Source organism: Pseudomonas granadensis (assembly GCF_900105485.1).
Lineage (GTDB): Bacteria > Pseudomonadota > Gammaproteobacteria > Pseudomonadales > Pseudomonadaceae > Aquipseudomonas > Aquipseudomonas granadensis.
Genome location: NZ_LT629778.1, coordinates 544,213 through 557,237, shown reverse-complemented (window position 1 = coordinate 557,237; position 13,025 = coordinate 544,213). Strand labels below are relative to the sequence as shown.

Below are 13,025 nucleotides of genomic sequence, written 5' to 3'. Positions count from 1 at the left end.
TTCAAGCCTTAAACGTCAGCAGCCGGACCGCCAATCGGTGTTTCCGGACGCTCGTCACGGACTACCGGTGGTGGCGGAGTACCCGTGCCACCCGTCCAGTCGCGCGGCTCGCGAGGTGTGCGCCCCGCCATGATGTCATCGATCTGCTCAGCGTCTATCGTTTCGTACTTCATCAGCGCGTCAGCCATCGCATCGAGCTTGTCGCGATTATCCGTCAGGATCTGCTTGGCCGTGCCGTAGCAGTGATCGATGATGCTGCGCACTTCGGAGTCGATCAGCTTGGCAGTCTCACCCGAGAAGCTCGCGGCCTGACCACCGCCGCCGCGACCGAGGAACACTTCACCTTCCTCTTCCGCATACATCAACGGACCGAGTTTTTCCGACAGCCCCCACTTGGTCACCATGTTCCGTGCGATCTGACTGGCACGCATGATGTCGTTGGAGGCACCGGTGGTGACACCGTCGAAGCCAAGGGTCATCTCTTCAGCAATACGACCACCATACAGTGAGCAGATCTGACTGATCAGTGCACGCTTGGACAGGCTGTAGCGATCTTCTTCCGGAAGGAACATGGTCACACCCAGCGCGCGACCGCGCGGAATGATCGAGACCTTGTAAACCGGATCATGCTCAGGCACTACCCGACCCACAATGGCATGGCCGGCTTCGTGATAAGCGGTGTTCTGTTTTTCTTTCTCGGACATGACCATCGATTTGCGCTCGGCGCCCATCATGATCTTGTCTTTGGCCAGTTCGAACTCTTTCATCTCGACGATGCGCTTGCCGCTGCGTGCAGCAAACAGCGAGGCTTCGTTGACCAGGTTGGCCAGGTCGGCACCGGAGAAGCCCGGAGTACCACGCGCGATCACCGCCGGAGCAACGTCGTCGCCCATTGGCACCTTGCGCATGTGGACCTTGAGAATCTGCTCGCGACCACGGATATCTGGCAAGCCAACCACCACCTGACGGTCGAAACGGCCCGGACGCAGCAGTGCCGGATCGAGTACGTCTGGACGGTTGGTTGCAGCGATGACAATGATGCCATCGTTCATTTCGAAGCCATCCATCTCCACCAGCAACTGGTTGAGAGTCTGCTCACGCTCGTCGTGACCGCCGCCCATGCCGGCGCCACGGTGACGACCGACGGCGTCGATTTCGTCGATGAAGATGATGCACGGCGCGTGCTTCTTCGCCTGCTCGAACATGTCACGAACACGACTGGCACCGACACCGACAAACATTTCGACGAAGTCAGAACCGGAAATGGTGAAGAACGGCACCTTGGCTTCGCCGGCAATCGCCTTGGCGAGCAAGGTTTTACCGGTACCGGGAGGACCGACCATCAGCACACCGCGAGGAATGCGGCCGCCCAAACGCTGGAACTTGCCCGGATCACGCAGGAACTCGACCAATTCGCCGACTTCTTCCTTGGCTTCGTCGCAACCGGCGACGTCAGCCAGTGTGGTTTTCACCTGATCTTCGGAGAGCAGGCGCGCCTTGCTCTTGCCGAAGCTCATCGGCCCGCCCTTGCCACCGGCGCCGCCCTGCATCTGGCGCATGAAGAACATGAACACCGCGATGATCACCAGGATCGGGAAGCTGGCCACCAGCAGTTGCGTCCAGATGCTTTGCTGCTCGGGCTGCTTGCCTTCAACCACGACATGGTTGTCGACCAGATCGCCGATCAGGCCATTGTCCTGGATTGCCGGACGAATGGTCTTGAAGCTATCGCCATCGGTGCGCTTGCCGGTAATCACATAACCATCAACGGCGACGCGCTCGACCTTGCCATCCTTGACCTGCTGGATGAAGTCGGAATAGTTGAGGGTCTGCGGCTCGTTAGGGCTGGAGAAGTTGTTCATCACCGTCACCAGGACAGCCGCGATGATCAACCACAGGATCAGATTCTTTGCCATATCGTTCAATTAACTACCCTCTGAAGCAAGCTCCGCTACTGGCGCGCGCTTCGCATGATATTCACCGGCCTAACTTACTACATTACCTACAACTCTGGCAGGCGCCGTCTGTAACCCTTTGTGAAACACTTTCTACACAATATTCGTTTATGCACGCGGGGCAAAATATGAAAAAGCTATCGCCCCGCTGAAAAACCACATTTATTCGCCGTTGCCGCGGTAGCCCCAGGCCAGCATATATTGCTCGCGGGAGCTGCCACGCGAAGAATCCGGCTTGATCATCTGGATCTTGTCGAATTTGCGACGGGCATCCTTCAAATAAACATCAAACCCTTCGCCCTGAAAAATCTTGATGACGAAATTGCCACCCGGCTTGAGTATCCGTTCCGCCAGGTCCAGTGCCAGCTCGCAAAGGAACATGGCCTTGGGCATATCCACTTCAGGCGTACCACTCATATTGGGGGCCATATCGGAAATCACAAGGTCCACTTGCGAATTACCGACAGCCTCAAGGATTCGACCAAGTACTGAGTCCTCGGTGAAGTCCCCATGAATGAAGGTGACGTCTGGAATGCTGTCCATCTCCAGGATGTCCGAGGCGATCAAACGCCCCTGACCACCGATCAGTCGACTGGTGACCTGCGACCAGCCACCGGGCGCCGCGCCGAGATCGACAACGCTCATGCCCGGACGGATCAGTTTGTATTTCTCCTGGATTTCCAGAAGCTTGTAACTCGCACGCGAGCGGTAGCCATCCTTCTGCGCCTGCTTCACATAGGGATCGTTGACATGTCTTTTCAGCCAACCAAGGCTTGTCTTGGAACGCGCCATTGGGCACCTCGATGATAAGGGTCGTGATTAGTTGGGCGGATCCACGAACCCTCGGGTAAAATGGCCGCCATTTTACAGAATCCAGACGAAAGGGTCAGATTATGCCGCTCACTCCAGAGCAGAAGAAACAGTACAAATCCATTGGCCACCACCTGAAACCAGTTCTGACTGTGGCTGACAACGGTCTGACTGAAGGTGTGCTAGCCGAACTCGAACGCGCCCTGGCGGATCACGAGCTGATCAAGATCAAGCTCAACATCCTCGATCGCGAGTCGCGCCTGGCGCACATTGCAGAACTGTGCAAGGTCGGCAAAGCGGACCTGGTACAGGTCATCGGCAAGATGGCACTGGTGTATCGCAAGAACTTCAGCGTCAACAAGCAACTGTCGAACGTTCATCGCTTCAAGTGATGACAAGGGTCAAGGGTGTGCTTCGCGCACCCTGCCACTCCAGCCCGGCACCGGCTGCATGACCAGCACCAGCCCGGAAAAGCCCAGCACCAGATAACTGAACACCTGCCAGCGCTGCGCATCCGGCCAGCCGACACGCACGGCGACATACATCGCACACGCGTACAACGCCATCATCAGCACCTGCCCGCGAAAATCCCGCCATAGACTGCCAGGGCCCTCGGCCTGTACCAGCACCAAAGCCTGAAAAATCACGCAGACTGCAGCAAAACCCACGACCAGCACTTCAAACGCACTGGCGACTTCGTCGATCAGCAGCGGCGCCAGGCCAATCTGGCCCAAGGCCGGCTGCAAACCGAGATGAATCAGCCATAGCCCGCCGACCCAAAGCATCTGGGCCAGCTGCCAAAGCATGGCGCCCGCATGCAGCGGGCGCCTTCTTTCAGATGTGACGAACTTCGACAATCTCGTACTCGATCACGCCGCTTGGCGTTTTGACGGCGACGACGTCACCCTCTTCCTTGCCAATCAAGGCACGGGCCAACGGCGAGCCGACCGAAATCTTGCCGAGTTTGAAGTCAGCTTCATCCTCACCCACGATCTGGTAAGTGACGCTTTCATCCGTCTCGACATTGGCGATGTCAACGGTCGTGCCGAAAATCACCTTGCCCGTGTGCGGGATGGTGGTGACATCAATGACGACCTGATTCTGAATCCGGCCTTCGATGTCACGAATCCGCGCTTCGACCATACCCTGCTGCTCGCGGGCAGCATGGTATTCAGCGTTTTCCTTCAAGTCACCCAACTCGCGGGCCGTACCGATGTCCTGGCTGAGCTTCGGACGGACGACCTTGGTCAGGTGAGCGTGTTCTTCTTCCAGGGCGCGAGCGCCCTGAACAGTCATTGGGTACTTGGTTATGCTCATGCCTTCAATCCTGCGTGTAGATCCTGCAAGCGACGCACGGTCTTTTCCGGACCGAATTTCAGCGCTTCGCAGATCGCTTCGCCCGCAGCAATGGTGGTGGTGCAGTAGATCTTGTGCTGCAGGGCATTGCGACGAATGGAGTACGAATCGGCGATCGACTGACGACCTTCGGTGGTGTTGATGATCAGCGTGACTTCGTCATTCTTGATCATGTCGACCACGTGCGGACGACCCTCGGTCACCTTGTTCACGCGGCGCACTTTCAGGCCTGCGGCTTCGATCAGCTTGGCAGTGCCGGCAGTGGCAACCACTTCGAAACCCAAGTTGATCAGATCACGGGCCACGCCTGCAACCAGTGGCTTGTCGTCGTCACGTACGCTGATGAACGCAGTACCGCCGGTCGGCAGCACTTCGCTGGCGCCCATCTGAGCCTTGGCGAACGCTTCACCGAAGGTGTCGCCGACACCCATCACTTCACCGGTCGACTTCATCTCTGGACCGAGGATCGGGTCAACGCCAGGGAATTTGGCGAACGGGAATACCGCCTCTTTCACGCTGTAGAAGTTCGGAATGATTTCCTTGGTGAAGCCGATCTCTTTCAGAGTCTTACCGGCCATCACACGAGCAGCGATCATCGCCAGGGAAACCCCGATGCACTTGGACACGAACGGCACGGTACGCGAGGCGCGCGGATTGACTTCGATGACGTAGATGTCTTCGCCCTGCAAGGCCAGCTGCACGTTCATCAGACCGACAACGCCCAGTTCCAGGGCCATTTTCTTGACCTGTTCGCGCATTTCGTCCTGGATGTGCGCCGGCAGCGAGTACGGCGGCAGCGAGCACGCGGAGTCACCGGAGTGAACGCCCGCCTGTTCGATGTGCTGCATGATCGCGCCGATCACCACGTCTTTGCCGTCGCAGACCGCATCCACATCCATTTCGATGGCGCAGTTGAGGAAGTGGTCGAGCAGCACCGGGCTATCGTTCGACACTTGCACCGCGTCACGCAGGTAGCGCTTGAGCTCGTCTTCCTTGTAAACGATTTCCATCGCACGGCCGCCCAGTACATAGGACGGACGCACGACCAGCGGATAACCGATTTTCGCGGCAGCACGGACGGCTTCGTCTTCGCTGCGCACGGTGGCGTTCGGCGGCTGACGCAGGTTCAGACGCTCAACCATTTGCTGGAAGCGCTCACGGTCTTCGGCACGGTCGATGGCGTCAGGGCTGGTGCCGATGATCGGCACGCCAGCGGCTTCCAGCGCGCGAGCCAGTTTCAGCGGGGTCTGGCCGCCGTACTGGACGATCACGCCTTTCGGCTTCTCGACGCGGCAGATTTCAAGCACGTCTTCCAGGGTCACTGGTTCGAAGTACAGACGGTCGGAGGTGTCGTAGTCGGTGGAAACGGTTTCCGGGTTGCAGTTGACCATGATGGTTTCGTAGCCGTCTTCACGCAGAGCGAGAGCGGCGTGAACGCAGCAATAGTCGAACTCGATGCCCTGGCCGATACGGTTCGGGCCGCCGCCCAGAATCATGATCTTGTCGCGGCCGGACGGCGCGGCTTCGCACTCTTCTTCGTACGTCGAGTAGAGGTAAGCGGTGTCGGTGGCGAACTCGGCGGCGCAGGTATCAACGCGCTTGTAGACCGGGAACACTTCCAGCTTCTGACGGTGCGTGCGCAGGTTTTTCTCGGTCACGCCCAGCAGCTTGGCCAGACGCTGATCGGAGAAGCCTTTGCGCTTGAGCTTGAACATCAGGTCGCGGTCGATCGAAGACAGACCGAGGGTCTTGACCTTCTCTTCGTCCTTGATCAGGTCTTCGATCTGCACCAGGAACCATGGGTCGATCATGTTCATGCCGAAGATATCTTCGACCGACAGACCGGCGCGGAACGCGTCAGCCACGTACCAGATACGCTCGGCGCCCGGCACGGTCAGCTCACGCTTGAGCACGCTCATGCTTTCCGGGTTGCTCAGGTCGAGCTTCTCGTCCAGACCGCAAACGCCGACTTCCAGACCGCGCAGGGCTTTCTGCAGAGATTCCTGGAAAGTCCGGCCGATGGCCATGACTTCACCCACCGACTTCATCTGAGTGGTCAGGCGTGCGTCAGCCTTGGCGAATTTCTCAAAGGCGAAGCGTGGCAGCTTGGTCACGACGTAGTCGATCGACGGTTCGAAGGACGCCGGGGTCTTGCCGCCGGTGATGTCGTTCGACAGTTCGTCGAGGGTGTAACCCACAGCCAGTTTGGCCGCGACTTTGGCGATCGGGAAACCGGTGGCTTTCGAAGCCAGCGCCGAGGAACGCGATACCCGCGGGTTCATTTCGATCACGACCATACGGCCAGTGTTCGGGCAGATACCGAACTGCACGTTGGAACCGCCGGTTTCAACGCCGATCTCACGCAGTACCGCCAGCGAGGCGTTACGCAGGATCTGGTATTCCTTGTCGGTCAGGGTCTGTGCTGGCGCGACGGTGATCGAGTCGCCGGTGTGCACGCCCATCGGGTCGAAGTTTTCGATCGAGCAGACGATGATGCAGTTGTCCTTTTTGTCGCGGACAACTTCCATTTCATATTCTTTCCAGCCGATCAGCGATTCGTCGATCAGCAGCTCTTTGGTCGGCGACAGGTCCAGACCACGGGCGCAGATTTCTTCGAATTCTTCACGGTTGTACGCGATACCGCCACCGGTGCCGCCCATGGTGAAGGACGGACGGATGATGCACGGAAAGCCCAGCGTCTCGAGGACGGCGTTGGCTTCTTCCATGCTGTGCGCGATGCCGGAACGCGGGCACGCCAGGCCGATGGACTTCATCGCCTTGTCGAAACGCGAACGGTCTTCAGCCTTGTCGATGGTGTCGGCGTTGGCGCCGATCATTTCAACGCCGAACTTCTCCAGAACGCCTTCGCGCTCCAGGTCCAGGGCGCAGTTCAGAGCAGTCTGGCCGCCCATGGTCGGGAGCACGGCGTCTGGACGTTCTTTCTCGATGATCTTGGCAACGGTCTGCCACTTGATCGGCTCAATGTAAGTAGCGTCGGCCATGTCCGGGTCGGTCATGATCGTGGCCGGGTTGGAGTTCACCAGGATGACGCGGTAACCCTCTTCGCGCAGGGCTTTGCAGGCCTGGGCGCCGGAGTAGTCGAATTCGCAGGCTTGGCCGATAACGATCGGGCCAGCGCCGAGAATCAGGATGCTTTTAATGTCTGTACGTTTTGGCATGGGTTGTCACTCAAATCCGCAGGTCAGTCGGCAAGCCGTCTTGATCGATTTCTGAAGTCCCGAAGGGGCCACCGGTGCCGGGGCCGCCCTCGAGGGCTTCTCTCTACAGTCTCAAGGCGAACGCTTAGCGTCGCTTGGCCATCTCGTTGATGAAGCGGTCGAACAGTGGCGCGACGTCGTTCGGGCCCGGGCTCGCTTCAGGGTGGCCCTGGAAGCTGAACGCGCTCTTGTCGGTGCGCTCGATGCCTTGCAGGGTGCCGTCGAACAGCGATTTGTGGATCGCGCGAACGTTGCCAGGCAGGGTGGCTTCGTCGACCGCAAAACCGTGGTTCTGGCTGGTGATCATCACAACGCCGGTGTCCAGATCCTGCACCGGGTGGTTGGCACCGTGGTGGCCGTGGCCCATCTTCACGGTCTTGGCGCCGGAAGCCAGAGCCAGCAGCTGGTGACCGAGGCAGATGCCGAACACCGGAATTTCGGTTTCCAGCACGTCCTTGATCGCCTGAATCGCGTAGTCGCATGGCTCCGGGTCACCCGGGCCGTTGGACAGGAACACGCCGTCCGGCTTCAGCGCCAGGACATCGGAAGCTGGGGTCTGGGCAGGCACCACGGTGACGCGGCAGCCACGCTCGACCAGCATGCGCAGGATGTTGACCTTGACGCCGTAGTCGAAGGCCACCACGTGATACGGCAGCTCGGACGCTTCGATGGTCGCGTGGCTGTCGGTTTTCAGATCCCAGACGGTCGAGCGCCATTCGTATTGGGTCTTGGTGCTGACGACTTTTGCCAGGTCCATGCCCTTCAGGCCCGGGAAGCCTTGCGCAGCGGCGATGGCGGCTTCTTCGGAGATGTTGTCACCGGCCATGATGCAGCCGTTCTGCGCGCCCTTTTCACGCAGGATGCGGGTCAGACGACGGGTGTCGATACCGGCGATCGCCACGACGTTGTTGGCTTTCAGGTAATCGGACAGCGACATCGTGTTACGCCAGTTGCTCGCTACCAGCGGCAGGTCACGGATGACCAGGCCAGCGGACCATACGCGGTCGGACTCGGCGTCTTCCGGCGTGGTGCCGGTGTTGCCGATGTGCGGGTAAGTCAGGGTAACGATCTGTTGGGCGTAGGAAGGATCGGTAAGGATTTCCTGATAGCCGGTCATTGCGGTGTTGAACACCACCTCACCAACGGTCTGACCGTCGGCTCCAATGGCTTCGCCGCGAAAAATGCTGCCATCAGCAAGGGCAAGTATGGCTGGCTTAGTCAAGAAGACCTCCCGTAAATAACGCATGAAAGGGCGATCGCAGGTTGTAAAAAAGCGGAGTGACGTATGGACACGTCACCCCGCTTCTTCACTGAATTATTCTGCGCGCTTTTAGTGGACACACTAAAGCTGTAGCTTACAGAAAAAGGCTTTTTTGGTCCACCGCTAAAGAGCCCTAAAGGCCGGAGAATGCGACAGGTCGTCGCCAAGCGGAGAAAACCCGGTGCAAACAGGGCGTTTGCACCGGGTTCAGCACTGCATCAACGCAGCTCGAGCACGTCCTGCATGTCGTAAAGACCCGGCTCACGACCATCCAGCCACAACGCAGCACGCACCGCACCCTTGGCGAAAGTCATGCGGCTCGAGGCCTTGTGCGTGATCTCCAGACGCTCGCCCTCGCAGGCGAACAGCACGGTGTGATCCCCCACCACATCACCACCGCGCACAGTGGCGAAACCGATGGTTTCACGCTCACGGGCGCCGGTGTGACCTTCGCGACCGTAGACCGCAACTTTCTGCAGATCACGATCCAGCGCGCTGGCGATCACTTCACCCATGCGCAGCGCGGTGCCCGACGGCGCGTCGATCTTGTGCCGGTGATGCGCTTCGATGATTTCGATGTCCGCCTCATCGCCCAGGACACGTGCTGCCATGTCGAGCAGCTTCAACGACAGATTGACGCCGACGCTGAAGTTGGCCGCGAAGACGATCGGAATATCCTTGCCCGCCTCGACCAGCAACTGCTTCTGCGCGGCGTCCAGCCCGGTGGTGCCGATAACCATGGCTTTGCCGGCCTTGCGGCAGAACGCCAGATTTTTCAACATCACTTCAGGCAATGTGAAGTCGATCAGCACATCGAACTCTTCCGCCACGGCTTCGATATGCCCGGACAGCGGCACACCGATACGCCCCAGCGAGGCCAGCTCACCGGCGTCGACGCCGATCAGCGTACTGCCGGGACGCACCACCGCGGCTGTCAGACCGGTCAGCGGCGCGCGCTGCTGCACGGCCTCGACCAGAATCTTGCCCATGCGCCCAGCAGCGCCCATCACAGCTATACGTCGCATGCCGACTCCTTACAGATCGCCGAAGAACCGCTTCACACCATCGAACCAACCGGTGGTTTTCGGCGAATGGCTGTTGTCGTCGGCCAGCGAGCTGCGGAACTCTTCCAGCAGTTCACGCTGACGACGATTGAGGTTGACTGGCGTCTCGACCGCTACGCGGCACATCAAGTCGCCTGCACCACCGCCACGGACCGGCGCCACACCTTTGCCACGCACGCGGAACTGCTTGCCGGTCTGGGTGCCTTCAGGGATTTTCAGTTTGACCCGACCGTCGAGGGTCGGAATCTCCAGCTCGCCGCCCAGCGCTGCATCGACGAAGCTGATCGGCACTTCGCAGAACAGATGCTTGCCGTCGCGCTGGAAGATGTCGTGTTCGCGGACATTGATGACAACGTAAAGATCGCCCGTCGGGCCACCCTGCGTCCCCGCCTCGCCTTCGCCGGACAGACGAATGCGATCGCCGGTGTCGACGCCGGCCGGCACTTTGACCGACAGGGTTTTGTACTCTTCGACGCGACCGTCACCGTGGCACGAGTCGCACGGGTCGGAAATGATCTTGCCCTGGCCATGGCAGCGCGGGCAGGTTTGCTGCACCGAGAAGAAGCCCTGCTGCATGCGCACCTGACCGATACCGCCGCAGGTCGGGCAGGTCGACGGCGACGAGCCTTTCTTCGCCCCCGAGCCATCGCACGGCTTGCAGTTGACCAGCGTCGGCACACGGATATTCACCGAGGTGCCGCGCACCGCTTCTTCCAGATTCAGCTCCAGGGTGTAGCGCAGGTCGCTGCCACGCTGAGCGCCGCCACGGGAACCGCCGCGACCGCCGCCGAAAAAGTCGCTGAAGACGTCGCCGAAAATATCGGAGAAGTTCTGCCCGCCGAAACCGGCACCGCCGCCACCCATGCTTGGGTCCACGCCAGCATGACCGTACTGGTCGTACGCCGCGCGCTTGCTGGCGTCGGACAACACTTCATAAGCCTCGTTGGCTTCCTTGAACGCCTCTTCCGAAGCCTTGTCGCCCGGATTACGGTCAGGGTGGTGCTTCATTGCCAGGCGGCGATAGGCCTTCTTCAGGTCCGCTTCGCTCGTGCCTCGCTCGACACCCAATACTTCGTAATAGTCACGCTTTGCCATAAGTTCTTTGCACTCTTAAGGACGTTCGGCAAACCCCTCCTGAGCCTCGCCAAACTCGTTGAGCCCCCATGAAGGCCCGGACCCAACTCACGTCAATTCAACGATCCTGGTCTTGATTGGTGCGGTATCTGCGGCGCGAAAAGCAGGAGCATTTTCGTCCATACCGCCAACATCCGAGCGTTGTCGCATGCTGTAAAAATTCGCGTATTCCAGATACGCCAACGCGGGAGCAAGCTCCCGCGCGGCGACATCCTACCAGTCACCGCCGCAAGGCAGTCAACCGGACGACCAACAACTTACTTTTGGTCTTTTACTTCTTCGAACTCTGCATCGACAACGTCATCAGCCTTCTCGGCCGACTCGCCTTGCGGGGCTGCGCCATCAGCTGGCTGAGCCTGTTCGGCGTACATCTTCTGCGCAACCGGAGCGGAGACTTTCGACAGCTCTTCAACCTTGGCTTCGATGGCAGCCTTGTCGTCGCCTTTAACAGCGGCTTCGAGGGCAACCACGGCAGCTTCGATGGCAGTCTTCTCTTCGGCAGTCACCTTGTCACCGGCGTCAGCGACCATCTTGCGAGTCGAGTGAACCAGTGCGTCGCCCTGGTTACGGGCAGCGGCCAGCTCTTCGAACTTGCGGTCTTCCTCGGCATTCGCCTCGGCGTCACGCACCATGCGCTCGATTTCTTCGTCGGACAGACCGGAGTTGGCCTTGATCACGATCGACTGAGTCTTGCCGGTGGCCTTGTCTTTCGCACCTACGTGCAGGATGCCGTTGGCATCGATGTCGAAGGTCACTTCGATCTGCGGCACGCCACGTGGAGCAGGTGGAATGTCGGCCAGGTCGAACTTGCCCAGCGACTTGTTCTGTGCAGCTTGCTTGCGCTCGCCCTGCAGAACATGAATGGTCACAGCGCCCTGGTTGTCGTCAGCAGTCGAGAACACTTGCGATTTCTTGGTAGGAATCGTGGTGTTTTTCTCGATCAGCGCGGTCATCACGCCACCCATGGTTTCGATACCCAAGGTCAGCGGGCTGACGTCGAGCAGCAGAACGTCTTTAACGTCACCGGCCAGAACGGCGCCCTGGATTGCAGCACCCATTGCAACAGCTTCGTCCGGGTTGACGTCTTTACGCGCTTCTTTGCCGAAGAAATCGGTTACCAGCTTCTGCACCAGCGGCATACGGGTCTGACCACCGACCAGAATCACGTCGTTGATCGCACCAACGTCGATACCGGCGTCTTTCATGGCGATACGGCAAGGTTCGATGGTGCGCTGAACCAGGTCTTCAACCAGTGCTTCGAGCTTGGCACGCGAAATCTTCACGTTCAGGTGCTTAGGACCGGTAGCGTCCGCAGTGATGTACGGCAGATTGACGTCGGTCGACTGAGCAGACGACAGCTCGATCTTGGCTTTCTCAGCGGCTTCTTTCAGGCGCTGCATGGCCAGCGGGTCACCTTTGAGGTTCATGCCGCTTTCTTTCTTGAATTCGTCAACGAGGTAGTCGATCAGACGAATGTCGAAGTCTTCACCGCCCAGGAACGTGTCACCGTTGGTGGCCAACACTTCGAACTGGTGCTCGCCGTCAACTTCAGCGATCTCGATCACGGAAACGTCGAAAGTACCGCCACCCAGGTCATAAACGATCACGGTGTGATCGCCCTTGGCCTTGTCCATACCGTAAGCCAGAGCGGCTGCGGTTGGTTCGTTGATGATACGTTTAACGTCCAGACCCGCGATGCGGCCGGCGTCTTTGGTCGCCTGACGCTGACTGTCGTTGAAGTAGGCCGGAACGGTAATCACCGCTTCGGTCACGGCTTCGCCGAGATAGTCTTCGGCAGTCTTCTTCATCTTTTTCAGGATTTCAGCCGAGATTTGTGGCGGCGCCATTTTCTGGCCGTTCACTTCAACCCAGGCGTCATTGTTATCAGCCTTGACGATCTTGTAAGGGACCATCTGGATGTCTTTCTGCACAACTTCTTCGTCGAAGCGACGACCGATCAGACGCTTGACTGCGTACAGGGTGTTGTGCGGGTTGGTCACAGCCTGACGCTTGGCCGACTGACCTACCAGGATTTCGCCATCGTTGGCGTAAGCGATGATCGACGGCGTGGTACGCGCGCCTTCAGCGTTTTCAATAACTTTAGCCTTGCCGTTTTCCAGCACGGAGACGCAGGAGTTGGTAGTCCCCAGGTCGATACCGATAATTTTGCCCATGTTCACTCTCCCGAAACTTTGATTTTTTTGCCGCAGCAGTGGTGGCTGACTGC

At 59.1% G+C, this 13,025-nt stretch carries 10 protein-coding genes; 1 reads left to right on the top strand and 9 read right to left on the bottom strand.

What is annotated here, in order from left to right:
* Window positions 1-8: 8 nt before the first annotated feature.
* Both ftsH and rlmE read right to left on the bottom strand, forming a co-directional pair.
* Entirely contained in the window at window positions 9-1,916 is a 1,908-nt protein-coding gene (gene ftsH / locus BLU52_RS02315; RefSeq protein WP_090281707.1) for an ATP-dependent zinc metalloprotease FtsH, read from the bottom strand.
* A gap of 201 nt (window positions 1,917-2,117) precedes the next feature.
* Complete coding sequence (gene rlmE / locus BLU52_RS02310; protein WP_090281706.1) at window positions 2,118-2,747, bottom strand: 23S rRNA (uridine(2552)-2'-O)-methyltransferase RlmE; 630 nt, start codon at window positions 2,745-2,747, stop codon at window positions 2,118-2,120.
* A gap of 101 nt (window positions 2,748-2,848) precedes the next feature.
* Here rlmE and BLU52_RS02305 point away from each other — a divergent pair, with 101 nt between their 5' ends.
* A complete protein-coding gene (locus tag BLU52_RS02305; protein ID WP_003221534.1) occupies window positions 2,849-3,157 on the top strand; it encodes a YhbY family RNA-binding protein in 309 nt (102 codons plus the stop codon).
* 9 nt (window positions 3,158-3,166) lie between these two features.
* On the opposite strand, the gene BLU52_RS02300 is transcribed toward BLU52_RS02305, so the two are convergent.
* From BLU52_RS02300 to dnaK, 7 genes are all read right to left on the bottom strand, one after another.
* Window positions 3,167-3,571, bottom strand: coding sequence for an MFS transporter (locus BLU52_RS02300; protein WP_090281705.1), 405 nt, complete (start codon window positions 3,569-3,571; stop codon window positions 3,167-3,169).
* Between the two features lie 28 nt (window positions 3,572-3,599).
* Window positions 3,600-4,076, bottom strand: a complete 477-nt coding sequence (gene greA / locus BLU52_RS02295; RefSeq protein ID WP_090288417.1) for a transcription elongation factor GreA — start codon at window positions 4,074-4,076, stop codon at window positions 3,600-3,602.
* A 2-nt stretch (window positions 4,077-4,078) separates the two neighbouring features.
* Complete coding sequence (carB, locus tag BLU52_RS02290; RefSeq protein WP_039759558.1) at window positions 4,079-7,300, bottom strand: carbamoyl-phosphate synthase large subunit; 3,222 nt, start codon at window positions 7,298-7,300, stop codon at window positions 4,079-4,081.
* Window positions 7,301-7,424: 124 nt separating this feature from the next.
* Window positions 7,425-8,561: a glutamine-hydrolyzing carbamoyl-phosphate synthase small subunit gene (gene carA, locus BLU52_RS02285; protein ID WP_090281704.1), complete on the bottom strand. Its 1,137-nt coding sequence runs from the start codon at window positions 8,559-8,561 to the stop codon at window positions 7,425-7,427.
* Between the two features lie 257 nt (window positions 8,562-8,818).
* Window positions 8,819-9,625: a 4-hydroxy-tetrahydrodipicolinate reductase gene (dapB, locus tag BLU52_RS02280; RefSeq protein ID WP_090281703.1), complete on the bottom strand. Its 807-nt coding sequence runs from the start codon at window positions 9,623-9,625 to the stop codon at window positions 8,819-8,821.
* Between the two features lie 9 nt (window positions 9,626-9,634).
* A complete protein-coding gene (gene dnaJ, locus BLU52_RS02275) occupies window positions 9,635-10,759 on the bottom strand; it encodes a molecular chaperone DnaJ (protein ID WP_090281702.1) in 1,125 nt (374 codons plus the stop codon).
* A 296-nt stretch (window positions 10,760-11,055) separates the two neighbouring features.
* Window positions 11,056-12,972 (bottom strand): molecular chaperone DnaK, encoded by a 1,917-nt coding sequence (gene dnaK / locus BLU52_RS02270; RefSeq protein ID WP_090281701.1) that lies wholly within the window; start codon window positions 12,970-12,972, stop codon window positions 11,056-11,058.
* Window positions 12,973-13,025 lie beyond the last annotated feature (53 nt).

Bases quoted from the DNA above. Each gene is read 5' to 3' on its own strand.
- ftsH (WP_090281707.1), bottom strand. From the start codon at position 1,916: ATGGCAAAGAATCTGATCCTGTGGTTGATCATCGCGGCTGTCCTGGTG.
- rlmE (WP_090281706.1), bottom strand. From the start codon at position 2,747: ATGGCGCGTTCCAAGACAAGCCTTGGTTGGCTGAAAAGACATGTCAAC.
- BLU52_RS02305 (WP_003221534.1), top strand. From the start codon at position 2,849: ATGCCGCTCACTCCAGAGCAGAAGAAACAGTACAAATCCATTGGCCAC.
- BLU52_RS02300 (WP_090281705.1), bottom strand. From the start codon at position 3,571: ATGCTTTGGCAGCTGGCCCAGATGCTTTGGGTCGGCGGGCTATGGCTG.
- carB (WP_039759558.1), bottom strand. From the start codon at position 7,300: ATGCCAAAACGTACAGACATTAAAAGCATCCTGATTCTCGGCGCTGGC.
- dapB (WP_090281703.1), bottom strand. From the start codon at position 9,625: ATGCGACGTATAGCTGTGATGGGCGCTGCTGGGCGCATGGGCAAGATT.
- dnaJ (WP_090281702.1), bottom strand. From the start codon at position 10,759: ATGGCAAAGCGTGACTATTACGAAGTATTGGGTGTCGAGCGAGGCACG.
- dnaK (WP_090281701.1), bottom strand. From the start codon at position 12,972: ATGGGCAAAATTATCGGTATCGACCTGGGGACTACCAACTCCTGCGTC.